The 25,587-nt window shown below is 72.5% G+C and carries 24 protein-coding genes and 1 pseudogene; 18 read left to right on the forward strand and 7 right to left on the reverse strand.

Going from position 1 to position 25,587, the window contains the following annotated elements:
* Positions 1-3: 3 nt before the first annotated feature.
* Complete coding sequence (locus VFW71_04635; protein ID HEU5002048.1) at positions 4-1,032, forward strand: aldo/keto reductase; 1,029 nt, start codon at positions 4-6, stop codon at positions 1,030-1,032.
* Positions 1,033-1,067: 35 nt separating this feature from the next.
* On the opposite strand, the gene VFW71_04640 is transcribed toward VFW71_04635, so the two are convergent.
* Together VFW71_04640 and VFW71_04645 are read right to left on the reverse strand one after the other, a co-directional pair.
* Entirely contained in the window at positions 1,068-2,198 is a 1,131-nt protein-coding gene (locus tag VFW71_04640) for a hypothetical protein (GenBank protein HEU5002049.1), read from the reverse strand.
* A 99-nt stretch (positions 2,199-2,297) separates the two neighbouring features.
* The gene (locus tag VFW71_04645) at positions 2,298-2,726 is read right to left on the reverse strand and encodes a PPOX class F420-dependent oxidoreductase (GenBank protein HEU5002050.1); all 429 of its coding nucleotides are present in this window, start codon (positions 2,724-2,726) and stop codon (positions 2,298-2,300) included.
* A 60-nt stretch (positions 2,727-2,786) separates the two neighbouring features.
* On the opposite strand from VFW71_04645, the gene murA reads away from it, so the two are divergent.
* The 5 genes and pseudogenes from murA (at position 2,787) to VFW71_04670 (ending at position 8,703) form a co-directional block, all read left to right on the forward strand.
* The gene (gene murA / locus VFW71_04650) at positions 2,787-4,094 is read left to right on the forward strand and encodes a UDP-N-acetylglucosamine 1-carboxyvinyltransferase (protein ID HEU5002051.1); all 1,308 of its coding nucleotides are present in this window, start codon (positions 2,787-2,789) and stop codon (positions 4,092-4,094) included.
* A 119-nt stretch (positions 4,095-4,213) separates the two neighbouring features.
* Positions 4,214-5,761, forward strand: a complete 1,548-nt coding sequence (locus VFW71_04655; GenBank protein HEU5002052.1) for a peptidoglycan-binding protein — start codon at positions 4,214-4,216, stop codon at positions 5,759-5,761.
* Positions 5,762-5,818: 57 nt separating this feature from the next.
* Positions 5,819-6,043: a NifU family protein gene (locus tag VFW71_04660; protein ID HEU5002053.1), complete on the forward strand. Its 225-nt coding sequence runs from the start codon at positions 5,819-5,821 to the stop codon at positions 6,041-6,043.
* 37 nt (positions 6,044-6,080) lie between these two features.
* Positions 6,081-7,043, forward strand: a complete 963-nt coding sequence (gene meaB, locus VFW71_04665; GenBank protein HEU5002054.1) for a methylmalonyl Co-A mutase-associated GTPase MeaB — start codon at positions 6,081-6,083, stop codon at positions 7,041-7,043.
* A gap of 17 nt (positions 7,044-7,060) precedes the next feature.
* Positions 7,061-8,703: pseudogene (locus VFW71_04670) on the forward strand (methylmalonyl-CoA mutase family protein).
* A gap of 62 nt (positions 8,704-8,765) precedes the next feature.
* On the opposite strand, the gene idi reads toward VFW71_04670, so the two are convergent.
* Both idi and VFW71_04680 read right to left on the reverse strand, forming a co-directional pair.
* Entirely contained in the window at positions 8,766-9,401 is a 636-nt protein-coding gene (gene idi / locus VFW71_04675) for an isopentenyl-diphosphate Delta-isomerase (GenBank protein HEU5002055.1), read from the reverse strand.
* Positions 9,402-9,404: 3 nt separating this feature from the next.
* Positions 9,405-10,370, reverse strand: coding sequence for an NAD(P)-dependent oxidoreductase (locus VFW71_04680; GenBank protein ID HEU5002056.1), 966 nt, complete (start codon positions 10,368-10,370; stop codon positions 9,405-9,407).
* A gap of 36 nt (positions 10,371-10,406) precedes the next feature.
* On the opposite strand from VFW71_04680, the gene VFW71_04685 reads away from it, so the two are divergent.
* From VFW71_04685 to VFW71_04695, 3 genes are all read left to right on the forward strand, one after another.
* Entirely contained in the window at positions 10,407-11,042 is a 636-nt protein-coding gene (locus tag VFW71_04685) for a histidine phosphatase family protein (GenBank protein ID HEU5002057.1), read from the forward strand.
* A gap of 11 nt (positions 11,043-11,053) precedes the next feature.
* A complete protein-coding gene (locus VFW71_04690; protein HEU5002058.1) occupies positions 11,054-12,634 on the forward strand; it encodes a glucose-6-phosphate isomerase in 1,581 nt (526 codons plus the stop codon).
* Positions 12,635-12,802: 168 nt separating this feature from the next.
* Positions 12,803-13,561 (forward strand): MerR family transcriptional regulator, encoded by a 759-nt coding sequence (locus VFW71_04695; GenBank protein ID HEU5002059.1) that lies wholly within the window; start codon positions 12,803-12,805, stop codon positions 13,559-13,561.
* A gap of 65 nt (positions 13,562-13,626) precedes the next feature.
* Here the strand turns inward: VFW71_04695 and VFW71_04700 are convergent, their stop codons facing one another.
* Genes VFW71_04700 through VFW71_04710 form a run of 3 tightly spaced genes read right to left on the reverse strand, consistent with a single transcriptional unit; the run spans position 13,627 to position 15,213 of the window.
* Positions 13,627-13,827 (reverse strand): hypothetical protein, encoded by a 201-nt coding sequence (locus VFW71_04700; GenBank protein HEU5002060.1) that lies wholly within the window; start codon positions 13,825-13,827, stop codon positions 13,627-13,629.
* Between the two features lie 50 nt (positions 13,828-13,877).
* Positions 13,878-14,570: a plastocyanin/azurin family copper-binding protein gene (locus VFW71_04705; protein HEU5002061.1), complete on the reverse strand. Its 693-nt coding sequence runs from the start codon at positions 14,568-14,570 to the stop codon at positions 13,878-13,880.
* A gap of 49 nt (positions 14,571-14,619) precedes the next feature.
* Positions 14,620-15,213, reverse strand: coding sequence for a CoA pyrophosphatase (locus VFW71_04710; GenBank protein ID HEU5002062.1), 594 nt, complete (start codon positions 15,211-15,213; stop codon positions 14,620-14,622).
* Positions 15,214-15,271: 58 nt separating this feature from the next.
* On the opposite strand from VFW71_04710, the gene VFW71_04715 reads away from it, so the two are divergent.
* The 9 genes from VFW71_04715 to ligA all read left to right on the forward strand — a co-directional run bounded on the left by VFW71_04715 (position 15,272) and on the right by ligA (position 25,503).
* Positions 15,272-16,045, forward strand: coding sequence for an enoyl-CoA hydratase/isomerase family protein (locus tag VFW71_04715; protein HEU5002063.1), 774 nt, complete (start codon positions 15,272-15,274; stop codon positions 16,043-16,045).
* Positions 16,046-16,054: 9 nt separating this feature from the next.
* A complete protein-coding gene (locus tag VFW71_04720; GenBank protein ID HEU5002064.1) occupies positions 16,055-16,846 on the forward strand; it encodes an electron transfer flavoprotein subunit beta/FixA family protein in 792 nt (263 codons plus the stop codon).
* On the forward strand, positions 16,846-17,844 hold the full coding sequence (locus VFW71_04725; GenBank protein ID HEU5002065.1) for an electron transfer flavoprotein subunit alpha/FixB family protein: 999 nt from the start codon (positions 16,846-16,848) through the stop codon (positions 17,842-17,844). The genes VFW71_04720 and VFW71_04725 overlap by 1 nt, the downstream gene beginning before the upstream one ends.
* Before the next feature lie 235 nt (positions 17,845-18,079).
* Positions 18,080-18,775, forward strand: coding sequence for a response regulator transcription factor (locus VFW71_04730; GenBank protein ID HEU5002066.1), 696 nt, complete (start codon positions 18,080-18,082; stop codon positions 18,773-18,775).
* 71 nt (positions 18,776-18,846) lie between these two features.
* A complete protein-coding gene (locus VFW71_04735) occupies positions 18,847-20,430 on the forward strand; it encodes a HAMP domain-containing sensor histidine kinase (protein ID HEU5002067.1) in 1,584 nt (527 codons plus the stop codon).
* Between the two features lie 7 nt (positions 20,431-20,437).
* Positions 20,438-21,616 carry a cysteine desulfurase family protein gene (locus VFW71_04740; GenBank protein ID HEU5002068.1) on the forward strand — a complete coding sequence of 393 codons (1,179 nt, stop codon included), beginning with the start codon at positions 20,438-20,440 and terminating at the stop codon, positions 21,614-21,616.
* Complete coding sequence (mnmA, locus tag VFW71_04745; GenBank protein HEU5002069.1) at positions 21,613-22,719, forward strand: tRNA 2-thiouridine(34) synthase MnmA; 1,107 nt, start codon at positions 21,613-21,615, stop codon at positions 22,717-22,719. Before VFW71_04740 ends, mnmA begins: the two co-directional genes overlap by 4 nt.
* 13 nt (positions 22,720-22,732) lie before the next feature.
* Positions 22,733-23,485 (forward strand): hypothetical protein, encoded by a 753-nt coding sequence (locus tag VFW71_04750; protein ID HEU5002070.1) that lies wholly within the window; start codon positions 22,733-22,735, stop codon positions 23,483-23,485.
* Positions 23,482-25,503: an NAD-dependent DNA ligase LigA gene (ligA, locus tag VFW71_04755; protein ID HEU5002071.1), complete on the forward strand. Its 2,022-nt coding sequence runs from the start codon at positions 23,482-23,484 to the stop codon at positions 25,501-25,503. The genes VFW71_04750 and ligA overlap by 4 nt, the downstream gene beginning before the upstream one ends.
* The last annotated feature ends 84 nt before the right edge of the window (positions 25,504-25,587 follow it).

Here is a 25,587-nt window from a genome sequence, read left to right on the forward strand (position 1 = left end):
TCAATGCGCTACGTCACCCTCGGCACCACCGGCGTCTCCGTCAGCCCCCTCTGCCTGGGGACGATGATGTTCGGGGCCTGGGGCAACCCGGACCACGCCGCGTGCATCCGCACGATCCACGAGGCCCTCGACGCCGGCATCAACTTCGTGGACACCGCCAATGTGTACTCGGCGGGGGAGAGCGAGGAGATCGTGGGGGCGGCTCTCAAGGGGCGCCGGGACGAGGTGGTCCTGGCGACCAAGTTCCACGCCACGATGGGGCCGGGCCCCAACGACCGGGGCAATTCCCGCAAGCACATCTTCGCGGCGGTCGAGGGCTCGCTGCGCCGGCTGGGCACCGACTACATCGACCTCTACCAGGCCCACCGCGCCGACCCGGCGACCGACATCGCTGAGACCCTGGGGGCGCTGTCCGACCTGGTGCACCAGGGCAAGGTGCGCTGGATCGGTTCGTCCACCTTCTCGCCGTCGGCCATCGTCGAGGCGCAGTGGGCGGCGCAACGGCGGAACCTGGAGCGCTTCGTCTGCGAGCAGCCCCCCTATTCGATCCTCACCCGGGACGTCGAGCGGGAGGTGCTCCCCACCTGCGCCACCTACGGCATGGGGGTGATCCCGTGGAGCCCGCTGGGCGGCGGATGGCTCTCCGGGAAGTTCCGGGCGGGCCGGCCGGTGGAGCTCACGGGCCGGGCGGCCCGGATCCCGGCCCGCTTCGACCCGGCCAAGCCGGAGAACCAAGCCAAGTTCGAGGTGGTGGAGGCCCTGGTCCCGCTGGCTTCGGCCGAGAGCGTCACCCTGCCGGTGTTCGGCGTGGCCTGGGTGCTGACCCACCCGGCAGTGACCGCGGCGATCATCGGTCCCCGGTCCTCCGAGCAGTTGGCGGGGCTCCTGCCGGCGGCGGAGGTCACCCTGGCGGAAGAGACTCTGGATGCAGTGGACGCCATCGTGGCGCCCGGGCACACGGTCAACCGGGCCGACCTGGGGGTGGCGACGCCGTCGCTTGAGGCGGCGGCCCGACGCCGCCATCCTGTGTGACTTGCCGTTGGGATCCCTTGCCTAAGTCGCCCCAGTCAGCCCGGGGTGGCGGCGAGGGCGACCACGGGCGGCGGCGGAGGGGGAGGGCCTAGGAGCGCCCGGCAGGCGCACGTGCGCGTGCCGGTGCTGGGACCGTAGAAGGCCGCCGAGCCGAACGAGAAGACGCCGCCGTCGGATGCCGCCAGCCAGTAGCCCTGGCCGTCCTTGGTTGGGGCTATCCCCACTATCGGCCCGTTGAGGTGGGCGGGTGCCCGGAAGGCCGGGGCACTGCCGAACTCACTGACTGACCCGTCCGCATGCGCCAGCCCGTATCCCCTGCCGGTTGGCGTCTCGGCTATGCCCACGACGGGGCTGGCTTTGGGGCTGGAGGCATCCGATCCAAGGAACGGCGCGTCGCCGAAGGCGAACACCCCTCCATCCCGAGCCGCAAGCCAGTAGCCGCCGCCGTCGGTGGTGGGAGCGATGCCTACGACGGGAGCGTTGAGCGTGAGCGGCTCCGCCGAGCCGAAGAAGCCCGCCTCGCCGAAGGCGAAGACGCCGCCGTCTGCCCCGGCGGTCCAGTAGCCCGCTCCGGTGGTGGGGAGGGCGGCGATGCCGACCAGTGGGGCGTTCAGGGAGATGCGCTCCCCGGCCTGGCCAGCGTCGCCCGCGCCCGAAACCTCACCGTCACCCCAACCGAACCAGTACCCGGCCCCGGCGGTCCGCACGGTGAGGGTGTCGTTGGCGTAGGCCCCGGTCAACGGGTTGCCGCCCGTGGTGCACGACGCAGCGACCGTCACGGATCCGGTCTGGGGGCCGAGGCGCACGGTCCCGCTCCACGACCCGTCGGGGCGCAGAGGGATCTGGGTTGGGGCCGGCTGGGGGATGGCGGCCGGAGGGATCGGCCCCTGGGCTGGGGTGAGGGTGGCGCTTGCGGGAGGGGGGCCGGGGATGCCGTTGGCGAAGACTTCCGGGAATTCCCCTACCGTGGCGGTGGTGGCGGGGGCGGGGCAGGGGTCGACCGACGTCACGGTCACCTTGGCTCCGGCGGCAACCAAGGTGGGCGTCACGGAGAAGCGCAGGGCGTTGGGGATGAGTGCAGGCCCCCGGGGTGGACCCAACGCGGCAGCGGGCGGGGTGATGACCCCCGGGACGGCGAGAAAGGCGACCGCAAGTAGACCGAGCACCTCTCGTACGCGGCGACTGCCGAACCGTCCGTCCATGACACTTCGCCCATGATATGGCATCCGCTCTCCAGCCGCCCGAACGCGCCGTGCCGGTCGGGCTCAGCCGCTGATCGCCGACTGGCCGATCACGTGGGTGGGGTGGATCCGCACCAGGAGCTCGCCCGGCACGGCGTTGCGGGCGCCGTAGGACTCGGCGAGGTCGTCGCCCATGTAGCGCCGGGCGATCCGGGTCGCCCACGCCCCGAGGTCGTCCAGGTCCCGGCTGATGGTGGCGGTGCCTTCGATGATCACGTAGGAGTAGGGCGGTGCCTGGTCGTCCACCGACATGGCCACCCGGGGATCCCGCAGCAGCGTGCGCCCCTTCACCGAGGCGTGCCAGGTGGTGAAGACGACGGTGCCGTCGTCGTCCAGGACGAACCAGACCGGCGCCACGTGCGGCCGGCCGTCCGTGCGGACCGTGGCCAGCTTGCCGGTGCGTGTGCCCTCGGTGAGGAAGGCCCGCCACTCGGCCTCCGACATGGGTGGCATGGAAGGCACCCTACGACAAGCCGCAGTAGAGCTGGGCTGCAGGGGTATGATCCGCCCTCGATGAGTTCCCTCACCATCGTCGGCGGGCGCCGCCTGTCCGGCACGGCGACGATCTCGGGCGCCAAGAACTCCGCTCTCAAGCTGATGGCGGCCACGCTGCTTGCCCGGGGGGAAACCACCCTCACCAACGTTCCCCGGATCATGGACGTCTTCACCATGACCGAGGTACTGCGCCACGTCGGGGCGAAGGTCGGCTTCGAGGGCCAGACGCTGCGGATCGACACCTCCGGCGACCTCCGTTCCGAGGCCCCTTACGAGCTGGTGCACAAGATGCGGGCGTCCGTGAATGTCCTCGGGCCGTTGCTCGCCCGCCAGGGGCATTGCCGGGTGGCCATGCCCGGCGGCTGCAACATCGGGACCCGGGGGATCGACCTGCACGAGCAGGCCCTCATGCGCCTGGGGGCCAGCTTCCACTTCGACCACGGGTACCTGGAGGGCGTGGCCCCGGCGCTGCGGGGGGCGCGGATCGTTCTGGAGTACCCCAGCCGCGGGGCCACCGAGAACGTGCTCACGGCCGCGGTGCTGGCCCAGGGCCGGACGGTGATCGACAACGCCGCCCGGGAGCCTGACATCGTGGACCTGGCCGGGTTCCTCAACCAGATGGGCGCCTGTGTGCGGGGGGCGGGGACCTCGACGATCGAGATCGAGGGCGTCGGGGCCATGCACGCCACCGAGTACCGGGTGCCCTCCGACCCCATCGAGGCGGGCTCGCTGGCCCTCGCCGTGCTGGCCACCAAGGGGGAAGCCGAGCTGATCGGCGCCCGGCCCGCGGATCTCGAGGTGTTCCTGGGCAAGCTGGCCGCCTCCGGGGTGCACTGGGCACCGACCGACCGGGGCCTGGAAGTGGCACTGGCCCGGCGCCCGCTGGGGGTCGATTTCGCCACGCTGCCGCACCCGGGCTTCCCCACCGACCTCCAGGCCCAGATGCTGGCCTACCTCTGCACCGCCGAGGGCACCAGCATCGTCTCCGAGAACGTCTTCGAGTCCCGCTTCGCCCACGTCGCCGAGCTGGGGCGCATGGGGGCCGACATCCGGGTGGAGGGCCACCAGGCCGTGGTGCGCGGGGTCTGGCGCCTGGAGGGCGCCCCGGTGGTGGCCCATGACCTGCGGGGCGGGGTGGGCCTGGTGATCGCCGGCCTGGACGCCGACGGGGTGACCGAGGTGCGAGACATGCACCACGTGGAGCGGGGTTACGAGGACCTGCCGGCCAAGCTGGTAGCCCTGGGTGCTGAGGTCGAGGCCTCTGACTGGGGCGTGGTGGACATCCGGGAGGCTGAGGCGATGACCGGAGGGGCCACGACCGGCTGAGCCGTGCGGCTGAGGTGCCGGGCAGGCCGGCATCCGGTTTCCGGCCCGACGGAGTATCCTGACGCACCGATTCATAACAAACCCTTATTTGGTCTAGATTGCCCGCTGCCCGGCTCCCGATGACGTGGCGCCTCCGCGCCTTGGTGCTGCTAGCCGCCCTCCCGCTCCTGGCGGTCCTCCCGGGCCGGGCCGGGGCGGGGCCCCGGGCTGGCGCGCCCGGCGATGCGCCGCCGCCGCCGGCCTCTCCAGCGCCGGCCGCGGCACCGACCGCCACCGCCCGGGCGTCGGGCACGGTGCTGGCGCCGGGCGGCGACAGTGTCTCTGCCTTCGGCACGGCTGCCCAGTTCGGGCCGGCGCAGCCGCTTGCCCTCAACCAGCCGCTGGTGGGGATCGCAGCCCGGCCCGATGGCTCGGGGTACTGGCTGGCCGCCGCCGACGGCGGGATCTTCAACTACGGGGCGGCGCCCTGGCTGGGGTCGCTCGCCAGCCTCCGGCTCAACGCCCCGGTGGTGGGGATCGCCTCGGTGCGCGACGGCAACGGGTACTGGCTGGTGGCCGCTGACGGCGGCATCTTCAACTACGGCGACGCCGGCTTCCTCGGCTCGATGGGCGGGAGGCCGCTCAACGCCCCGGTGGTGGGCATCGCCGCCACACCCGACAGTGGGGGGTACTGGCTGGTGGCCGCTGACGGCGGCATCTTCAACTTCGGCGACGCGGGTTTCTACGGCTCGATGGGCGGGAGGCCGCTCAACGCCCCGGTGGTGGGCATCGCGGGCACGGCCGATGGCGCGGGGTACTGGCTCGTCGCCGCCGACGGTGGGGTGTTCAACTTCGGCGACGCGGCCTTCGACGGCTCCGCCGGCTCGCTCGGGGTGCAGGTGGCCGGCATCGCCGCCGACCCCAACGGCAGCGGGTACTGGCTCGCCGGCCACGACGGCCATGTGTACGCCTACCAGGCGCCCGCCCTGGGCGATGGCACTGCCGTGCCGGGCTCGCCCCCGGTGGTGGGGATGGCCCCGGACGGGACGGACGGCTACTGGCTGCTGGAGGGCGACGCCGCCAACCGGTACTCGATGGCGCCCGGACCGGGGCTGGCGGCGGTCCAACAACGGTTGCAGAGCCTCGGGTTCTGGGACGGCGGGTCGACCGGGGCCTTGAACGACGCCACCCAGCAGGCCATCTGGGCGTTCCAGAAGGTGGCCGGCCTGCCCCGGACCGGCACGCTGGATGCCGCCGGCCTCATCGACCTGGCGATCGCCACCCGGCCGCAGGCGCCCCGGCTCCCGGCCGTGGGGTCAGGCAGCCTGATCCTGGTGGCCAAGGGGCCCGACCTGGTCTACCTCATCAACGGCGGCTACGTCTCCTGGGTGTTCAACACCTCGACCGGCGGCGGGTACACGTACTACTCGGGCGGGGTGCGGTCGGTGGCGATCACCCCGGATGGGTCCTTCCGCATCGAGTACGGCATCAACGGCTGGCACACCAGCCCGCTCGGCCTCATGTGGCGGCCCCGCTTCTTCGTGGGCGGCTTCGCCCTGCACGGGGACACCCTGGTGCCGCCGACTCCGGTCTCGCACGGCTGCGTGCGGGTCAGCGTCGAGGCGATGAACTTCATCTGGGACAACGGCCTCGCCCCCATCGGGGAGCCGCTCACCGTGGTGGGGTGACAGCGGAGCTGGAGGCGGAGCGCTGGGAACACACACTCCCTGAGTTAGGATGAAGCTGTGGAGGAGGCGGTACGTCGCGCGTTGGACAAGATCCGGCCGGCGGTACGGCTCGACGGCGGGGACCTCGAGCTCGTCGGTGTGGTCGACGGCGTCGTCACCATCCGCCTCTTCGGGGCCTGCGACGGGTGCCCGATGTCCCCCGTGACCCTGCGGGCCGGGGTGGAGCGCATCCTGCGAGAAGAGGTCCCCGAGGTCCGCGGCGTGGTCGCCGTGGACGCCTGACCTTCCCGCCTGCACCGCGCCGTATCCTCTGGGGCTCATGAGCGCGGTCGGGGGTCGCATCAACCAGCTCGTCGAGCGGGCGCTGCAGGGTGACCGGGGGTCCATCGCCCGGCTGATCTCCCTGGTGGAGAAGGGGTCGCCGGAGCTGCCCGAAGCGATGGCGGCGATCTTCCCGCATACCGGGCGGGCGCACGTGGTGGGGATGACCGGGGCGCCGGGCGCGGGCAAGTCCACCCTGGTCGAGACGCTGATCGGCCGGATCCGGGCGGGTGGGGAGTCGGTGTCGGTGCTGGCGGTCGACCCGACGTCGCCCTTCAGCGGCGGCGCCCTGCTGGGTGATCGGGTGCGCATGCAGGCGCATGCGACCGACGCCGGGGTGTTCATCCGCTCGATGGCGGCCCGGGGGCATCTCGGGGGCCTGGCGCTGGCCACTCCCGAGGCGGTGCGGATCGCCGATGCCGCCGGGGCGGCGTGGGTGCTGATCGAGACCGTGGGGGTCGGCCAGTCCGAGGTGGAGGTGATGCACGCCGCCGACACCGTGGTCGTGGTGGTCACGCCCCGGTGGGGGGATGGGATCCAGGCCGGCAAGGCGGGCCTGCTGGAGATCGGCGACGTCTTCTGCGTGAACAAGGCCGACCGGGATGGCAGCCGGGAGACCGTGCGGGATCTCAACCAGATGCTCGATATCGGGGCGCACACGGCCTGGCGGCCGCCCGTCCTGGAGACGGTGGCCTCGGCCGGCACCGGCATTGGCGAGGTATGGGCGGCGATCGGTGCCCACCGGACGTTCCTCGAGTCGTCCGGCGAAGGTGAGCGGCGGCGGAAGGCCCGGTTGGGCCGGGAGATCGCCTCGGTGGCGGCGGAGCGGGTGCGCCACACGTTGGAGGCGGACGCCGCGCCGCTGCTGGAGGACCTGGTGCTCAGGGCGCAGCGCCGGGAGATCGACCCGGCAACGGCGGCGGGGGAGCTGCTCGAGCAGCTGGGGTTGCGAACGGGCTGACTCCTACACTGGAGGAAATGGACGCGTCGAAGGAGGGCTGGCGGGACGCCGATTTCGACACCATCTCGTCAGAACCGCTGGAGCCGCTGTACACGCCGTCGGACGTCGCCGGGCTGGAGTACGACCGGGACCTCGGCTCGCCCGGCGAGTACCCCTTCACCCGGGGCGTCTACCCGACGATGTACCGGGGCCGGCTCTGGACGTTCCGGCAGTTCTCCGGCTTCGGCACGGCGGAGGAGACCAACCGCCGCTACCGCTTCCTGCTGGAGCAGGGCCAGACCGGGCTGTCGGTCGCCTTCGACATGCCGACGCTCATGGGCCGGGACTCCGACGACCCCCAGTCCGAGGGCGAGGTCGGGCGCTGCGGGGTGGCTGTGGACTCGGCCGCCGACATGGAGGTGCTCTTCGACGGCATCCCCCTGGACGAGGTCACCACCTCGATGACGATCTCGGGCCCGGCGGCGATGGTGCTGGCGATGTGGCTGGTGGTCGCCGAGCGCCGGGGGATCCCCTGGGACCGGCTCCAGGGCACCCTGCAAACCGACATCCTGAAGGAGTACATCGCTCAGAAGGAGTGGATCTACCCGCCGGAGCCGCACCTGCGGCTGACCGCCGACCTCATGGTCTTCTGCCGGGACCAGGTGCCCCGCTACCACCCGGTGTCGATCTCCGGCTACCACATCCGGGAGGCGGGCTCGACCGCCGCCCAGGAGCTGGCGTTCACGTTGGCGTCGGGGTTCGCCCATGTCGAGCTGGGCGTGCAGGCGGGGATGACCCCCGACGAGGTGGCGCTGCATCTGTCGTTCTTCTTCAACTCGCACATGGATTTCTTCGAGGAGATCGCCAAGTTCCGGGCCGCCCCCGCATCTGGGCCCGGTGGATGCGGGAGCGCTACGGCGTGACCGACGAGCGGGCGCTGCGCCTGCGCTTCCACACCCAGACCGCCGGGTGCTCGCTGACCGCCCAGCAGCCCTACAACAACGTGGTGCGGACCGCGTTCGAAGCCCTCGCCGCGGTGCTGGGGGGCACCCAGTCCCTGCACACCAACTCGCTGGACGAGGTGCTGGCCCTGCCCACTGAGGAGGCGGTCGAGCTGGCCCTGCGCACCCAGCAGATCCTGGCCTACGAGACCGGGGTGGCCAACGTGGCCGACCCCCTCGGGGGGTCGTACTTCGTCGAGGCACTGACCAACCGGGTGGAGGCGGACGCCGAGCGGTACTTCCGCCGGATCGAGGAGATGGGGGAGGGGGCGATCCTCCCGGGGATGCTGCGGGGCATCGAGGACGGCTTCTTCCAGGCCGAGATTTCCGACGCCGCCTTCCGCTACCAGCGCCTGGTGGAGCAGGGCCGCAAGGTGGTGGTGGGGGTGAACCGCTTCACCCGGGCCGAGCGGGGCCGGGAAGTGGGGCTCCTGGAGATCCCACCGGACACCGAGGCGCGTCAGGTGGAGGCGCTGGCCAAGCGCAAGGCGGGCCGGGAGCCCCGGGCGGTCGAGGGGACCCTCCTGGCCTTGGGTGCCGCGGCGCGGGGGACCGGCAACCCTCGCGGGAACCTAATGGGGCCGCTGCTGGACTGCGCCCGGGCCGAGTGCACGCTGGGCGAGATGGTGGCCGCCCTGAAGCGGCCATTCGGCATCTACCGGGAGGCCCCGGCGATCTGAGGGCGACCTTCGGCGCGATTGTCGTAAGTTCTGGGGACTTATTTCCGCCAAAAAGACGGAAATTAGTCCCCAGTTCTCTTCGCGGACGTGTTCAAACCCTTAGTGCCGCAGGAGCACGGGTAGGCCGGGTCACCGCCGAACGGGAGGTCGGCCGGACGGGCTGCGGGCCACGCCCGGGGGTCGTCACCCAGGGCCAGGAGCTCGGGTACCTGGGCCGCGCACCATGGGCTGATGTCGCTCTCGGGGCGGGCGGCGAGCGCGGTCAGGGGCACCCACGCGGTCTCAGCGACCTCGTCTGGGTTCGGCCACGGGGCAACTCCCGCCGCCAGCGTGGCGCGGAACACGGGACACACCTCGTACTCGATGACTCCCGACGGCATCGCCGCCCGGTAGCGGAACCGGGGGAGGATGGCGTCCACCGACGCCTCCCCGATCCCCAGCTCATCCGCCAGGCGGCGCCGGACGGCGCGTACCAGCGGCTCGTCAGGCTGGGGGTGGCCGCAGCAGCTGTTGCTCCACACGCCCGGCCACGTCGCCTTGCTCTCTGCCCGGCGGGCCAGGAGCACCCGGCCGGCGGCGTCGATGGCGTAGCACGAGAACGCCAGGTGGAGGGGCGTGTCCCGGTGGTGCACCGCGGTTTTGGGGGCGGTACCGATGGCCCTCCCGTCCTCGTCCAGCAGGACGACGAGTTCCGGCACCGCTCAGTAGGCCAGGTCCACGTCGACCACGCCCTCCAGGGGCTGGCCGTGGATGAAGGCGATGACGTTGCGCTCCACCCGGGCGGCCAGGTCCATGAGCGCCATGTCCCACGTGTTGGCCACGTGTGGCGTGATGAGGACGTTGTCCATGGCCCACAGCGGGTGGTCGTCGGGGAGCGGCTCGGGGTCCGTGACATCCAGGGCGGCGCCGGCGATGCGCCGCCCGGCGAGGGCCTCCACCAGGGCCGCGGTGTCCACCAGCTTCCCCCGGGCCACGTTGATGAGCCATGCCTGGCGGCTCATGGCGCCCAGGAGCCCGGCGTCGAACATGCCCTCGGTCTCCTCGGTCAGGGGGGCGGCGATGACCACGAAATGGGCCTGGCCGATGAGCCCGGGCAGCTCGGCGACGGGCGTAGTGGACGATGCCCCCGCCATCGGTGTGCCGCTGCGGTTGACGGCCAGGATGATGGGCTCGTGGGGCTCCAGCAGGCGGGACAGCGCCCGGCCGATGCCGCCGGTGCCGAGGATGAGCACCTTGCGGCCGGCGAGGCGGCTGGCAGGGACCTCTCCGGGTTCTGCCCAGGAGTGGCGCCGGGCGTACTGGGGCAGGCCCCGGGACGCGGCGAGGATGAGGGCCAGGGCGTGCTCCGCCACGGCCGGGCCGTAGATGCCCTTGGCCGACGTCCAGGTGCGCTCGTGGTCCAGCAGCCCCTCCCGGGCCACCCGGTCCACGCCGGCGTAGGGCAGCTGCACCCAGCGGGCCGGCGAGCCGATGAGGATCGACGCCAGCGATTCGGTGTCGTCGGGATCGGTCCAGATCAGGCCGTCCGCCGCCCCCGGTGGGCCGAGCACCGCCCCCGAGCGCAGGACCGCCTCGGCGATCTGCGGGTACCGGGTGGGGGTCACCGAGATCACCTGGGGCCGGAGCTCGCCGGGTTCCCCCTCGGGGAGGATGTAGTCGGGCGCCATGTGCCCACCCTAAACGACCCGCGGTAGCCTCAGGCCGTGCCCTTCACGAGCGAACTGGTCGTTGTGCGCCATGGCGATACCGAATGGGCGATCCACGGACGCCACACCGGGTGCACCGATGTGGCCCTGACCGGGCAGGGCCGGCGGGAGGCCGCCGCCCTGGCCGGGCTGCTGGCCGGGCGGCAGTTTGCCCGGGTGCTGGTGAGCCCGCTGCAGCGGGCGGAGGAGACCTGCCGTCTGGCTGGGTTCGGTGACGCCGCCCAGCTGTGCCCCGATCTGGAGGAGTGGAACTACGGCGCCTACGAGGGGCGGACCACCGATGAGATCCTCGCCGAGCGGCCCGGGTGGTCGCTGTGGCGGGACGGGGTGCCGGGTGGGGAGACGGTGGACGAGGTGGGGGAGCGGGCGGATCGGGTGATCGCCGAGGCCCGGTCGGCCGGGGGCGACGTCGCCCTGTTCGCCCACGGCCACGTGCTGCGCATCCTGGCCGCCCGCTGGATCGGGATGCCGGCCAGCGCCGGGCAGCACCTGGCGCTCGACCCCGCCGGGGTGGGTACCCTCGGCTACGAGCACGACTACCCGGTGATCCGGGCCTGGAACCGGACCGTCGATCCAGCGACCGCCCGGACTGGCCCCGCCAGGCCGGCCGGGCCGGCACCATCGAGATCCTGAGGAGGACAACTATGGCCCCGTTTGACCCCGCCACCCTCGGCCCCCTCGGCCCCCTCGGGCCCCTCGCCGAGGCGGTGCAGCACCGGCTGGACCGGATGGACGCCGAGCAGGTGACCGCCCGGATCTGGCGCTACGACCACACCGTCTGGAAGCCCGATCCCACCGAGATCGCCAACCGCCTCGGCTGGCTGACGCTGCCCACGGCCATGCGCGGCCAGGTGGGCGAGCTGCAGGCGTTCGCCCGGCAGGCGGCCGCCGACGGCTTTACCCACGCCTTGCTGCTGGGCATGGGGGGTTCCAGCCTGGCCCCCGAGATGTTCGCCCGGACCTTCGGCAGCGCCGCCGGGGCTCTGGACCTCACCGTGCTGGACACCACGCATCCCGCCGCCATCCGGGCGGTGGAGGACGCTTTGGACCTGTCCGCCACCCTGTTCATCGTTGCCAGCAAGTCCGGCGGGACGCTGGAGACGCGCTCCCAGATGGAGCATTTCTGGGCCCGGCTGGGGGCGACGCCGACCATCGGCGACCGCTTCGTGGCCATCACCGATCCCGGGACGAGCCTGGACCAGCTGGCCACCGATCGGGGGTTCCGGGCGGTCTTCCGCAACCCGACCGATCTCGGGGGGCGGTACTCGGCCCTCTCGCTGTTTGGCCTGGTGCCCGCCGCCCTGATCGGCGCCGATCTGGAGGCGCTGCTCGGCTCGGCGGGGGCGATGGCAGGCGAACTGGCCGGTGACCGGGCCGCAGCGGAGAATCCGGGCGCCTGGCTGGGGGCGGTGATGGGAGAGGCTGCCCGGGCGGGGCGCGACAAGCTGACCTTCGTGCTGCCGGCGGCCATCGACACCTTCGGCGACTGGGTGGAGCAGCTGGTGGCCGAGTCCACCGGCAAGGAGGGCAAGGGCATCGTCCCGGTCCCCGGGGAGACCCTCGGCGACCCGTCGGTCTATGGCTCCGACCGGCTCTTCGTGGCCCTGGGGGACCACCCCGCCCTCGAACCCCTCCAGGCGGCCGGCCACCCGGTGGTGCGCCTGGAGGCGGGGAGCCCGGAGCGGCTGGGGGCGGAGATCCTGCGCTTCGAGTTCGCCACTGCGGTCGCCGGCTACGTGCTGGGGATCAACGCCTTCGATCAGCCCAATGTCGAGGAGGCCAAGCAGGCGACCCGGGACATCCTGGCCGCGGGGGGCGCCGCGGCGGCCGGGCAGGTGGATCCGGGGAGTGTGGCGAAGGAGGGCCAGACCGGTCCGGGCGACTACCTCGGCATCCAGGCCTACCTGCAGCGCACGCCCGAGCGGGCTGCCGGCCTCCAGGCCACCCGGCTGGCCCTGCGCGACCAGCGCCATGTGGCCACCACCGTGGGCTTCGGCCCCCGCTTCCTGCACTCCACCGGCCAGCTCCACAAGGGCGGCCCCGACACCGGCGTGTTCCTCCAGGTGGTGGAGGACACCCACGCCGTCGACCTGCCGATCCCGGGGCAGCCCTACAGCTTCGGGGACCTCATCGCCGCCCAGGCCCTGGGCGACCTGCAGGCGCTGCGCGCCCGGGGACGTCGGGTGGTGCGCCTCTCGCCCGACGAATTGAGCCGGCTGGGCTGAGGATCCCCTGAGCGCATCCTGAGACGGGATCCTCACAATCGGCTGAGAGAGTCATTGCGGGCGGTAGGAAATGCGTGCCGAGTCCAGGGGGGCACGGTAACATGGAAACATGTTACGTTGGTAGGTGTCGCCCGCGTCCTGGGTGGCCGCGGGAAGGAGGGGTGCGACATGGAGAAGGAGTGGACGATCGATGACCTGGCCCGGGAGGCCGGGACCACCACGCGCAATATCCGTTCCTACCAGACCCGGGGCATCCTGCCGCCGCCCCGCATGGTCGGCCGGGTGGGCTACTACAACGAAGGCCATCTCGCCCGGCTGAAGTACACCGACAACCTGCAGGACCGGGGCTTCTCCCTCGCCGCCATCGCCTGCCTGCTGGACGCCTGGGAGGAGGGCCGCAGCCTGCAGGACGTCCTGGGCTTCGAAGAGGCGCTCATGGCGCCCTGGAGCGATGAGGAGCCCGGGCACTTCAACATCGAGCGCCTGCAGGAGATGTTCCCGGAAGTGGTGGACCAGCCCGCCCTCCTGCAGCGGGCCATCGGTCTCGGCCTGTTGCGCCCGGACCAGGACGGCTACGTGGCGCCGAGCCCCCGGCTCATCCGCAACGGCGCCGAGCTGGCCTCCGCCGGCGTGCCCCTCGCCACGGTCCTCAACCAGTACGAGGAGCTGGCCGCCGACCTGCGCCACATCGCCGAGCGGTTCGTCACCGTGTTCGAGGAGTACGTCTGGGAGCCCTTCGTCCAGGCCGGCATGCCGATGGAGCGCCTGCCGGAGATCACCGAGTCCCTGCAGCGGATGCGGCCGGCCGCGTCGAGCTCGATGGACACCGTGTTCGCCCAGCAGATGGAGGAGGCGGTGCAGGTCTCGACCGCCCGCCAGGTGGCCCGGATGATGGGCCAGACCAGCCTGGAGGCGAGCGGGTCGTAAACCTGGGATCTCCCTCGATGCCACCGTGGTGCCACCGTGGTGGCCGGGATCGCCGCCTGGATCGGTCAGAGGCCCTTGCGGATCACCCCGTAGACGAAGACGCCGGCCGCCGCCACCACCACGATGGCGAGGACGGCCAGGGCACCCTCCAGCGGGTTGCGCTCGCCGGGTGGGGCGCCGCCGTGGATGACCGAGGGCGTGACCGTGGTGCTGGGAGTACCCGGGCCGGGGCTGGGCGTGGCGGCCAGGGCGGAAGCCGTGCTCAACAGACACGCACTCAGCACCACGGCCAGCAGGGCGCGGCGCGCCCGGCGCATCACCAGCCGCCGGTCCGGCGCAGGGCGAGCAGGCCGACGGCGCAGACGATGGCGATGGCCGCCGCCACCAAGGCGACGACCGAGGCCGCCGATTTCCCCTTCTTGGTGGTGGCCGGGGGCGCGCCCAGCACGGATTGCACGGGGACCGGAGAGTCGGTGGGCAAGGGGCTGAAGGTGGGCGTGACCGTGGCGCTCGGCGTGGCCGTGGTGGAGACCGACGGCGACGGGGTGGCTGTGGCCGTCACCTTCGGCGAGGGCGACGGAGCCGGCGTGGGCGAGGGGGAGGGGACAGGCGACGGCGAGGGCGACGGGGGCGCCACGACCACGACGGTGCCCACCATCCCGGGCACGAAGTTGCAGTGGTAGTGGAAGGTGCCGACCGCCGTGAACTGGTGCGAGAAGCTCTGTGCCCCGCCCAGGCACAGCAGGCCGGTGCACAGCGTTCCGGACCCGAACAGTCCATTGTCGGACGACACGGTGTGCGAGCCGCCGGCCAGGGCGGAGGGGACCGTCCAGTTCACCGTGTCGCCGACGGTGACCTGCAGCGAGGCCGGGCTGTAGGCGGTTTCGCTCAGGGTGACGTCATGGGTGGCGGGCGGGGTGGCGGCCAGTGCCGCCGACATTGCGGCGAGCGGTGACACCAGGAGCGCGAGCAGCGCGCCCAGCGCGAGCAGCTTCCGGCATCGTCGCACAGGGTTCCGGCACATAGGCAGGGCAAACACTACCGAATAGCCAGCTCCATCAGGCAACAAGCAACGGCAGCAGTTTGTCCAGGATCCGGGCTGTGGCCCCCCAGATCGTCACCTGGCCCACGTCGAAGGCGGGCGAGTGGATCACCGCCGGACCCAGGATGAAGCGTTGCACCCGCCGGACCCCCGGGGCGCGGAGGGCGTGGATCGGGATGCGCAGCACCTCGGCGACCTCGCCCGGGTCGGGTACCAGGAGGGGCGGGCTCCCGCCCGCCAGGGCCAGGGCGCCCACCCAGGGCGTGATGTGGAAGCCGCTGACCCGGGTGCCAGCCGACGGGAGGGTGCCCAGGAGGTCGACGCTCCCGGGCACGATCCCCAACTCCTCCTTGGCCTCCCGCAGAGCGGCATCCCGGGTGGTCTCGCCCGGCTCCACCCGCCCGCCCGGGAACGACACCTCGCCGGCGTGCGCCCCCAGGGCGCTGCTGCGCACGGTGAACACTAGGTACGATCCTTCCGGCGAGGCGACGATGGGGACCAGGACCGCCGCCGGGATCCCGCCGCTCGCCGCGGCGGGCGGCGGCTCGGCCGGCAGGAGCCGGCGACGGAGGGCGTCGAGATCGGGTTCCCCCGTCGGCGGGCCAGCCACCGGGCGATCATAGAGCCCGGCGAGTTGAGATAGGCGATTCGAGGTAGAGGGGGAAGCGGTGGCCGAGTTCGTCGAGATCGAGCGCCGGGACGCGGTCGCCGTCGTCCACCTGCGCCGCCCGCCGCTCAACGTCCTCTGCCGGGCGATGGTGGTGGAGCTGGCCGCCACAGCCGCTGCGCTCGCCCGGGATGGGGAGGTGCGGGCGGTGGTGCTGTGGGGCGGCCGCCATTTTTCGGCGGGTGCCGATGTCGAGGAGTTCGCCGCGATGACCGTCGCCGAGGTCCATGCCTACGGGACCGACCTCGACGCCGCCTTCCGCGGCCTCGCCGGGCTGCCCCAGGTGACAATTGCCGCGGTGAACGGGTACGCGCTGGGCGGCGGGTGCGAGCTGGCCCTCACCGCCGACCTGCGCCTCGCCGGGGACCGGGCCACCTTCGGCCTGCCCGAGATCCAGCTGGGGCTGATCCCGGGCGCGGGCGGGACGCAGCGGTTGCCGGGGCTGGTGGGAGCGGGCCGGGCCAAGGAACTGATTTTTACCGGGCGGCACGTGAAGGCCGACGAGGCGCTGGCCATCGGCCTGGCCAACGCGGTGTTCCCGGCAGGCGAGCTCCTGGACCAGGCCCTCGGAGCCGCCACCCGCTACGCCGACGGGCCGACGATCGCCTTGCGGGCCGCCAAACAGGCCATCGACGCCGCCACCGGCGCCACCACGGCCGGGCTCGACCTGGAGCGCAGCCTCTTCTCGATGCTGTTCGGGACCGAGGACTGGCACCGCGGGGCCACCAGCTTCACGCAGCAGGGGCCGGGCAAAGCCACTTTCGTGGGCCGGTAGACTCCGCCGATGCCTCTGGCCATCGCGGTCTGCGTGAAGCGGGTGCCGGACACCGCCGCGGACAAGATCCTGGACCCGGATGACTTCACCCTGGACCGGGACAGCGTCGAGGCCATTCTCGGGCCGGTGGACGAGGTGGCGGTCGAGGAGGCCCTCCGCCTGAAGGAGGCCCACGGCGGCGAGGTGACCGTGGTGACCGCCGGACCCGAGGGGGCGCTGGTCAAGGCCGCCCGCAAGGCCCTCTCGATGGGCTGCGACCGGGCGATCCACCTGACCGATCCCGCCCTGCACGGCTCCGACGCGCTGGCGGTCGCCTACGCCCTGTCCATGGTGCTGGCGGGGCGGCCCTTCGACCTCATCCTGTGCGGGTCGGAGTCCACCGACGCCCGCACCAGCCTGGTCCCGCCCGCCCTGGCCGAGTTCCTCGGCCTGCCCGGGCTCATGGCGGCGAAGGTGGTGACCGTGGACGGCGCGGCGGTGCGCATCCACCGGGAACGGGACAACGGGTACGACGTGATCGAGGCCGCGATGCCGGCGGTGATCGGGGTCAACTGGGGCGCCAACGAGCCCCGCTACCCGTCCTTCAAGGGCATCCAGACCGCCAAGGGCAAACCGGTGGAGGTGCTGGGTGTCGCCGAGGCGGGCATCGATGCCGCCCGGGTCGGCCTCGAGGGGTCGCAGAGCCGGGTGCTGGGTGTCGCCGCCCGGGCATCGGCCCGGCGCACCATCGTGGTCGACAACAAAGCGGGCGATGCCCACATCAAGCTGGCCGACTTCCTTCAGGAGGAGCACTTCATCTGATGGCTGCCGATGTCTGGGTGGTCATCGACCACGAGCGGGGCGCGGTCTCCCGGGTCTCCCTCCAGCTGCTCACCGCCGCCCGCGCGCTGGCCGCCGGGACCGGGGGCCAGGCCGTGGCCCTGTTCGCCGGCCCCGGCTGGGAGCAGGCCGGGCCGGTGGTCGCCCGCTACGGTCCGGGCACCGTGCTGGTGTGGGCGGGGGAGGAGGCCGTTGAGTTCCAGACCGCCCCCCTGGTGGCGATGGTGGCCGGGCTGGTGGCCGACCGGCAGCCCTGGGGGGTGCTGTTCGCCAGCGTTCCCCTGGGCAAGGAGGTTGCCGCCCGAGTGGCCGCCCGGCTGGGCGCCGGGGTGCTGGCCGATGTGACCGGGATTACCATCGAGGGAGGGGCGCCGGTGGCCGAGCATCCGGCCTTCGGTGGGGCCGTGGTAGTACGCAAGACCTTGCGGGCGGGCCCATTCCTGATCTGCCTGAAGCCCAACGCCGTGCCGGCGGTCGAGGCGGCAGCCGCCACGCCGGGATCCCCTGCCGAGGAGATGGTCACCGTGGCCCTCCCCGAAGCCGCCCGGCGCGCCCGGGTGGTGGAGCGGGTGGACACCTCGGGCGCCGGGCGCCCGGCCGTGGACCAGGCCCCCGTCGTCGTGTCCGGCGGCCGCGGCCTGCAGGACCCGGCCAACTTCGCCCTGGTGGAGGCCCTGGCTGACGCCCTCGACGGTGGGGTGGGCGCCTCCCGGGCGGCGGTGGACGCCGGCTGGTACCCGCATGCCGCCCAGGTGGGCCAGACCGGCAAGACCGTGTCGCCCCAGCTCTACATCGCGGTGGGGATCTCGGGCGCCATCCAGCACCGGGCGGGGATGCAGACCGCCAAGACCATCGTCGCCATCAACAAGGACCCGGACTCGCCGATCTTCGCCCTCGCCGATTTCGGAGTGGTGGGTGACCTCTTCGACGTGGTGCCCAAGCTCACCGAGGAGATCCTCCGCCGCAAGGCGCAGCGCTGAGGGCAGCAAATCCCCCAGTAACGGATATTTCACTCCCCCGGCGAGTCTCACCACCGCTAGGGGGATGAAAAAACCCTAAGTTAGGGTTTAAGGAATCCTCGTGATCAGCCGAAGATGAAACCGAATCGTGGGGTTGGCACACGGTTGGCCGGCTCGATCGACCGGATCGGCGACCCCGCAGGGATTTCCTGACGGCGAAGCCTGCGGAACAACAGCGGAGAAAGAGGGGCGACGAGTGACCCATGTGCTGCTGATCGAGGACGATTTTCGCATCCGATCGATCGTGGAGCAGGGACTGCAGGCCCGCGGGTTCCTGGTGACCTCCGCCCCCGACGGCGAGACCGGGCTGGAGCTGGCCCGCAGCCTGGACGTCGAGATGGTGCTCCTGGACCTCATCCTCCCCGGCATGGGCGGCCTCGAGGTGCTGCAGGAGCTCCGCAACATCAAGGGACGGCTCCCGGTTATCTTCCTCACCGCGCTGGACGACACCACGTCCAAGGTGGGCGGGCTGGACGCGGGCGCCGACGACTACATCACCAAGCCGTTCTCGGTTGAGGAGCTGGCCGCCCGGATCCGCGCCCGCCTGCGGGTGATCGCCGAGGAGGGCACCACCCTCAAGGCCGGCCCGCTCAGCGTCGACCTCGCCGCCCACCGGGCGTCGCTCAACGGCAGAGAGGTGCTCCTCTCGGCCCGTGAGCTCACCCTCCTGGCCAACCTGCTGCGCCACCAGGGCGAGGTCCTCTCCCGGCGCAAGCTGCTCCAGCTGGTGTGGAAGGTGGACTTCGACCCGGGCTCCAACGTCGTCGAGGTGTATGTCGCCGCCCTCCGGCGCAAGATCGGCGCCGATTTCATCGAGACCGTCCGGGGGCTGGGCTACCGCTTCGTGGTTCCCGAAGAGACCCTGCCCGAGAGCCGCAGCGCCGCACGGTAGCGCGCTGCGACCCGCCCGGACCTGCGGGAACGCGCGGGCTGCGTGGGCTCCAAGGGCGTTAGCATCGTTGAGTGGCGACCGTGACGCGGGGCCGCGGAGGGCGAAAGAGGGCGCTGCCCCTCTCGTTCCGCGTCGCCGCCATCTATGCCCTGCTGGTCACCGCCACCCTGGTCGTTGTGGCCGGGCTGGCCATCCAGTTCACCCGCGCCCAGGTGACCGGGGGGGATGACAAGGCACTCTTCGCCGTCGCCCAGTCGTTCAACAGCGTCGTCCCCAAGCAGCTGAACGCCGACCTGGCCGCCGGCCAGGACCAGCCGACCGCGTTCACCACCGAGACCCGCAAGTGGCTGTCGGACCAGGCCCTGCCCCAGGGCCAGGGTGCTGCCGTGCTCATCTCCTCCACCCAGCTCCTGTACTCCCAGGGCCTGAACATCAAGGACGCCCTCCCCTCGGCCAGCCTGCGCCAGCTGCTGACCTCCGACCGGGACACCTGGTTCTCGGTGAAGGGCAACCACGGGACCGTGCGGGTGTACCGGGAGCTGGTGAGCGAGGGCGGGAAACCGGTGGCCATCGTCCTGGTGAGCGCCTCCGAGTCGCAGATCATCAGCCACAACCTCGGCTCCCTGCTGAAGGACGTGGCCCTCGCCAGCGTGATCGGGCTGGTGTTCGCCACCTTCCTCGGGTTCATTGCGGTGCGCCGGACCCTGCGGCCGCTGGCCCGGATGTCCCGGGAGGTCGAGTCGATCTCCGAGACCGACGACCTGTCCAAGCGGGTAAGCGGCGCCGGCCCCCTGGACGAGGTCGGGCGCCTGGCGGAGGCGTTCGACCGCATGCTCGGGCGGCTGCAGGTGGCCTTCCAGGGCCAGCGCCGGTTCCTCTCGGACGCCAGCCATGAGCTGCGCACCCCGATGACGGTCGTCCGCGGCCAGCTGGAGCTGCTGGCGATGGATGTCGGCACCGTGGCGGGCCGCCGCTCGATGTCGATCGCGGTGGAGGAGCTGGACCGCATGAGCCGCATCGTGGAGGACCTCCTGCTGCTTGCCCGCCTGGACGAGGGCATGCCCCTGGGGCGCGACGTGGTGGAAGTGGAGTTGGTGGTGGGCGAGGCCCTGCTGCGCGGGATGCTGACCAGCCCGGGGCAGGTCACCGTCGACGTGCCCTCCGAGCTGTGCGTGCTGGCCGACCCCGACCGCCTGCTGCAGGTGCTCACCAACCTGGTGACCAATGCGGTGCGCCACGGCCAGGGGGCGCCCATCGGCATCCGTGCCCGCCAGGGGGGAGACCTGGTGCGCATCGAGGTGGCCGACCAGGGGCCGGGCATCGCCCCGGACGAGCTGCCCCACGTGTTCGAGCGCCTCTTCCGGGGCTCGAAGGCCCGGTCGGAGTCTCCCGGCGGTGCCGGCCTCGGCCTGGCGATCGCGGCCTCGCTGGTCGAGGCGATGAACGGCAGCATCGAGGCGGCCTCGACGCTCGGCATCGGGACCACGTTCTCGGTCATCCTCCCGGCAGCGGCCCAGCGGGGGCCACGGTCGGGCCCGTCCGGCCCCTACGGCCCGCCGCCCAGCACCGGCCAGAACGCGGGCCTGGACATCCCGGCGGACGCGCATCTGGGCGCCCACTCTGCACTCAAGGGCGGTTCTGGGCACCGCGTATGATGGGTCGGTGCCCTACCTCGATTACGCCGCCACCACCCCGGTACTGGACGCGGTGGTGGAGGAGATGCTCCCCTTCCTCCGCTCGGCCTTCGGCAACCCCTCCAGCGTCTACGCGGTAGGCCGGGAGGCCAAGAAGGGCCTGGAGGAGGCGCGCGAGCGCACGGCGGCGGCCATCGGGGCGGAGCCGTCCGAGATCGTCTTCACCGCGGGCGGCACCGAGGCGGACAACCTCGCCATCAAAGGCGCAGCTTTCCGTGCCCGGGCGATGCGGCCCAACGCCAACCACGTCATCACCGCGGCGGTCGAGCACCACGCCGTGCTCCATGCCGCCGAATGGCTGGAGAAGCAGGGGTTCCGGGTGACCTTCCTCCCGGTCAACGGCGACGGCGTGGTGGACCTCGACGCGCTCCGGCGGGCACTCGGCCCGGAGACCGCCCTGGTGTCCCTGATGCTGGCCAACAACGAGGTGGGGACCCTCCAGCCGGTGGCGGAAGCCGCCGCCCTGGCCCACGGGCACTCGCGGGCGCTGGTGCACACCGACGCCGTGCAGGCGCTGGGCAAGGTCCCGGTCGATGTCGGCGCCCTGGGGGTGGACCTGGCGTCGTTCGCTGCCCACAAGATCGGCGGGCCCAAGGGGACCGGGGCGTTGTACGTCCGGCGCAAGACCCCGCTGGAGGCAATCCTGCACGGGGGCGGCCAGGAACGCGACCTGCGCTCGGGCACGCCCAATGTGGCGGGCATCGCCGGCATGGGGGTGGCGGCCGAGATGGCGGCCGCGGAGGTCGCCGCCGAGGGCCCCCGGCTGGCCGCGCTGCGCGACCGGTTGCAGGCCGGCGTCGCCGCCCTCCCGGCGGTCACCGTCAACGGGGCGGGCGCCCCCCGCGTGCCGGGGACGGTCAACGTCTGCATCGAGGGCGTCGAGGGCGAATCCCTGCTGCTGATGCTGGACGCCAAGGGGGTGGCCGCCTCCAGCGGCTCCGCTTGCACCTCGGGCTCCCTGGAGCCGTCCCATGTCCTGCTGGCCATGGGGGTGCGGCCCGAGCTGGCGCACGGGTCGCTGCGCCTGTCGCTCGGGCGGGCCTCCACCGACGAGGACGTGGACACCGTGCTGGAGGTGCTGCCGCCCATCGTCGAGCGCCTCCGGGGGATCGGCTCGATCGGGAGCGCGGTCGGCGCCCGGGCATGAGCGCGGCGCGTACCCGCCCGCTGGCCGTGGTGGCCATGTCGGGCGGCGTGGACTCCTCGGTGGCCGCCGCCCTCATGCAGGACGCGGGGTACGACGTCATCGGCATCATGCTGAAGCTCTGGGACGGCGTAGGTCTTAATGGCGCCGCCAACAACGAGAGCGGGTGCTGCTCGCTGGACGCCGCCGAGGATGCCCGCCGCGTGGCGCAGGTCCTGGACATCCCGTTCTACGTCTTCAACTTCGCCGAGGCCTTTGCCCGCAGCGTGGTGGACGACTTCGTGGCGGCCGCCGCCGCCGGGCGGACCCCCAACCCGTGCATCACCTGCAACCGCTCGATCAAGTTCTCCGCCCTCCTGGCCCGGGCGCGCACCTTCGGGGCGGCGGTGCTGGCCACCGGCCACTACGCCCGGGTGGCGGGCGGGGCGGGCGGGCGGCAGCTCCTGCGGGCGCGGGACCGGTCCAAGGATCAGAGCTACGTGCTGTACATGCTGGACCAGGCCGAGCTGGAGAGCGCCCGCTTCCCGGTGGGCGAGTACGCCAAGGCCGAGGTGCGCGAGATCGCCGCCTCCCTGGGGCTGCGCACCGCTGCCAAGCCGGAGAGCCAAGAGATCTGCTTCGTCCCCGGGGGCGACGTGCATGCCTTCCTGCGGGAGGCGGTCCCCGAGGGGTCGCAGCCCGGGCCGATCCTGACCGCCGCCGGCGAGCGCATCGGCACCCACCGGGGCTTCGCCCACTACACGGTCGGCCAGCGCCGGGGGCTGGGCGTCGGCGTCGGGCTGCCGCTCTACGTGCGGGAGGTGCGGGCGGCCGACAACGCCCTCGTGGTGGGGCCGGCGGGGGGCGCCACGGTGCGGTGCCTGGAGCTGTCCGGGGTGTCGCTGGTGGCCGGGGGGGGTGCGGGCAGCGGGGGGGCCGAGGTCCGGGGCGCGGCCATGACCCGCTACCGGGGGCCGGAGGCCCCGGGCACGCTGGTTACGGACGGGGCGGGGGCGGGAACGTTCCTGTTCGATGAGCCCCAGCCACCGCCGGCACCCGGGCAGGCCGCCGTCGTCTACGACGGGGAACTGGTTATGGGCGGCGGGACCATCGAGCGGTCCGGCTAGGGGACGGGGCCCGGTGGGCCTGCTCAACCGTCTCCGGCCGGGGTCGTTCACCTGGTTCGAACTGCCGGTGGGGGACCTGCAGCTGCGGGTGGGCGCCCCGGAGCACTTCCGGGAGCGCCTACAGGACGATGCCCGGATCGTGGGCCTGCACCACACCGAGCAGCTGGAGGCCTACGTGGCGACGCACTCGGAGTTCGCCACCTCGTTCGTGCCGGTGCCGGTGGCGGCCGGCGCACCGCCGATTGTGCGGGCGATGGGGGCGGCGGCCGAGGCGGCGGGCATCGGCCCGATGCTGACCTTCCCCGGCGCCCTGGCCGAGGCGGTGGCCCGCGACCTGGCCGAGCGGGCGCCGCACGTCGTGGTCTCCACCGAGGGGGACACCTTCGCCCTGCACAACCGCCCGCAGACCTACGTGGTCGAGCCGCCCACCGGGTCAGCCCGGCCCGGGCTGGCGGTGCGCATCGTGGGGAGCCGGCCCTACGCCTTCTACTCGTCCACCGGTCGCAGCCGGGTCAACCCCGGCATCGGCCACGCCCGGGTGGTGGCCGTGCTGGCCGACCACGGGGCGGTGGCGGACGCCGCGGCCAGCGCCATCGGGCTGGCCATGCTGCACCCGACGCATGTCGAACGGGCGCTGGAGGCGACAATACGGCTGCACCGGCGCCTGGATGATAGAAGCCTGCGGGGGGTGGTGATCATGGCGGAGTCGCACATCGGGGTGTGGGGGGAGCTGGAGATCGTGCCGGCGCCCGGGCGCCCGGCGTGAGCGGGCAGGAGGATCCCGCCGCCCGGGTGCTCGAGCTCCGGGCGGCTCTGGAGCACCATTCGTACCGCTACCACGTCCTCGACGACCCCGAGGTCTCCGACGCCGAGTACGACGCCCTCATGCGGGAGCTTGCCGCCCTGGAGGAGGCGGACCCGGCGTTGGTCACGCCGGACTCGCCCACCCAGCGGGTGGGGGCGGCGCCCTCCGACCTCTTCGCCCCGGCCGAGCACCCGTCGCCGATGTGGTCGCTGGACAACGCCTTCAGCTTCGAGGAACTGGTGGCCTGGGGCAAGCGGGTGGAGAAGGTGCTGGGCGGCGTGGCCGACTACTGGTGCGAGCTGAAGGTGGACGGCGCGGCGGTGGACCTGACCTACGTGGACGGGCTCCTGGTGTCCGCCGCCACCCGGGGTGACGGCCGGGTGGGTGAGGACATCACCGCCAACGTGCGGACCATCCCCTCGGTGCCCCTGCGCCTGCGGGGCACATCGTTTCCGCCGTTCCTGGAGGTGCGGGGCGAGATCTACATGCCCGCATCCGGCTTCCGGGAGCTGAACGCCCAGCTGGCCGAGGAGGGCCAGCGGGTGTTCGCCAACCCGCGCAACGCCGCCGCCGGGTCGCTGCGCCAGAAGTCGCCGGCGGTCACCGCGTCGCGCACCCTGGGCCTGCTGTGCCACGGGGTGGGGCGCCGGGAGGGTGGATCCCGGGTGGAGCGGCATTCCGAGCAGATGGCCGAGCTCACCCGCCTCGGCTTCCGGGTGATGGGCGAGACCCGGCTGGCGACCGACCTGGAGGGGGTCTACGACTTCTGCCGGCACTGGGAGCAGCACCGCCACGACGTGGCCTTCGAGGCGGACGGCGTGGTGGCCAAGGTGGACCAGCTGGCCCAGCGCGAGGAGCTGGGGTACACCTCCAAGAGCCCCCGGTGGGCCATCGCCTACAAGTTCCCGCCCGAGGAGAAGACCACCCAGCTGCTGGACGTGCTGGTACATGTGGGCCGCACCGGGGCGGTCACCCCGTTCGCCAGGCTGGACCCGGTGATCCTGTCGGGGGCGACGGTGTCCCAGGCGACGCTGCACAACGAGGACGAGATCGCCCGCAAGGACATCCGCATCGGCGACTGGGTCCTCGTCCGGCGGGCGGGGGACGTGATCCCGGAGGTGGTCGAGTCGGTGGCGTCCCGGCGGACCGGTGCGGAGCGGCCGTTTGTCATGCCGTCCGCCTGTCCGGTATGCGGCACCGCCCTGGTGCGTCCCGAGGGTGAGAAGGTGTGGCGCTGCCCCAACGAGGCGTGCCCCTCCCGGGGCGTCGAGGCCCTGATCCACTTCGCCGGGCGCTCGGCGATGGACATCGAGGGCCTGGGCGAGAAGACCATCTTCGAGTTGTGGGACCGCGCGCTGGCCCGGGACCCGGGGGACCTGTACTTCCTGACCCGGGACCAGCTCCTGTCATTGCCGCTGTTCGCCGACAAGAAGGCCGACCAGGTGCTGGCGTCACTGGAGGCGTCCAAGGGGCGCGGGCTCACCCGGGTGCTCGTCGGGCTGGGCATCCGCCACGTCGGGCCGCCCACCGCCCGGGACCTCGCCCGGGAGTTCGGGTCGATCGACACCATCGCGGCCGCCGCAGCATCGAACCAGGAGGCGCTGGCGTCCGTGGAAGGCGTGGGGCCGGTGCTGGCCGCCTCGGTGGCCTCCTGGTTCGCTTCGGAACGCAACCGGGCGATCATCGAGAAGCTGCGGGCCGCGGGGGTCGTGCTGGCCGAGGAGCGGGTCTCGGTGACCGGGCCACTGGTGGGCATGAGCTTCGTGCTGACGGGCACCCTGCCCTCGCTGTCCCGGGACGACGCCACCCGGCTGATCGTCGGGGCCGGGGGGGCGGTGGTGTCGAGCGTGTCGAAGAAGACCTCGTACGTGGTGGTGGGCGAGAGCCCGGGCTCCAAGCTGGCCCGGGCTGAGGTCCTGGGGATCCCGATCCTGGACGAGAAGGGGTTGGTGGGCCTGGTCGAGGGTGCTGAGGCCTAGCGAGCGTCCCTGCCCGGCGGCCGAGGGCGGGGGTTTGGGTTGGTCCCGCAGATGATGAGCGGTGTCACAAAAGCGGGCCCGGCG

Source organism: Actinomycetota bacterium, from assembly GCA_035765775.1.
GTDB lineage: Bacteria > Actinomycetota > CADDZG01 > JAHWKV01 > JAOPZY01 > DASTWV01.

Bases quoted from the DNA above. Each gene is read 5' to 3' on its own strand.
- VFW71_04635 (HEU5002048.1), top strand. From the start codon at position 4: ATGCGCTACGTCACCCTCGGCACCACCGGCGTCTCCGTCAGCCCCCTC.
- VFW71_04645 (HEU5002050.1), bottom strand. From the start codon at position 2,726: ATGCCACCCATGTCGGAGGCCGAGTGGCGGGCCTTCCTCACCGAGGGC.
- murA (HEU5002051.1), top strand. From the start codon at position 2,787: ATGAGTTCCCTCACCATCGTCGGCGGGCGCCGCCTGTCCGGCACGGCG.
- VFW71_04655 (HEU5002052.1), top strand. From the start codon at position 4,214: ATGACGTGGCGCCTCCGCGCCTTGGTGCTGCTAGCCGCCCTCCCGCTC.
- meaB (HEU5002054.1), top strand. From the start codon at position 6,081: ATGAGCGCGGTCGGGGGTCGCATCAACCAGCTCGTCGAGCGGGCGCTG.
- VFW71_04680 (HEU5002056.1), bottom strand. From the start codon at position 10,370: ATGGCGCCCGACTACATCCTCCCCGAGGGGGAACCCGGCGAGCTCCGG.
- VFW71_04690 (HEU5002058.1), top strand. From the start codon at position 11,054: ATGGCCCCGTTTGACCCCGCCACCCTCGGCCCCCTCGGCCCCCTCGGG.
- VFW71_04695 (HEU5002059.1), top strand. From the start codon at position 12,803: ATGGAGAAGGAGTGGACGATCGATGACCTGGCCCGGGAGGCCGGGACC.
- VFW71_04720 (HEU5002064.1), top strand. From the start codon at position 16,055: ATGCCTCTGGCCATCGCGGTCTGCGTGAAGCGGGTGCCGGACACCGCC.
- VFW71_04725 (HEU5002065.1), top strand. From the start codon at position 16,846: ATGGCTGCCGATGTCTGGGTGGTCATCGACCACGAGCGGGGCGCGGTC.
- mnmA (HEU5002069.1), top strand. From the start codon at position 21,613: ATGAGCGCGGCGCGTACCCGCCCGCTGGCCGTGGTGGCCATGTCGGGC.